A 348-nucleotide genomic window follows, 5' to 3' on the forward strand; every position below is an offset into this window, starting at 1 on the left:
CACGCGTTTTAAGCGCTCACACTTGTCGGCTGTAAGAAAGACAGACTCAGGGGTCTGTAGCTCAGTCGGTTAGAGCACCGTCTTGATAAGGCGGGGGTCGATGGTTCGAATCCATCCAGACCCACCATCTTTTGCGATGATCGTTAGTGCTTTAGCACTTACGAGCATCCCACTCCCGAAGGGAGTTAAGCGGATGAACCTGAGTTTGAGTGGTTACGAGCGGGGGATTAGCTCAGCTGGGAGAGCACCTGCTTTGCAAGCAGGGGGTCGTCGGTTCGATCCCGTCATCCTCCACCAATCCTCAATGCTGGTGTCATTGATGCAAACATCGAAAGGTATTTGCGGTTC

At 52.9% G+C, this 348-nt stretch carries 2 tRNA genes; both read left to right on the top strand.

From position 1 onward, the window contains the following. Window positions 1-50: 50 nt before the first annotated feature. Window positions 51-127, top strand: a tRNA-Ile gene (locus AB4Y35_RS42145). Window positions 128-221: 94 nt separating this feature from the next. Further along, window positions 222-297: transfer RNA gene (locus AB4Y35_RS42150), tRNA-Ala, on the top strand. The last annotated feature ends 51 nt before the right edge of the window (window positions 298-348 follow it).

This window comes from Paraburkholderia sp. EG286A (assembly GCF_040965375.1).
Lineage (GTDB): Bacteria > Pseudomonadota > Gammaproteobacteria > Burkholderiales > Burkholderiaceae > Paraburkholderia.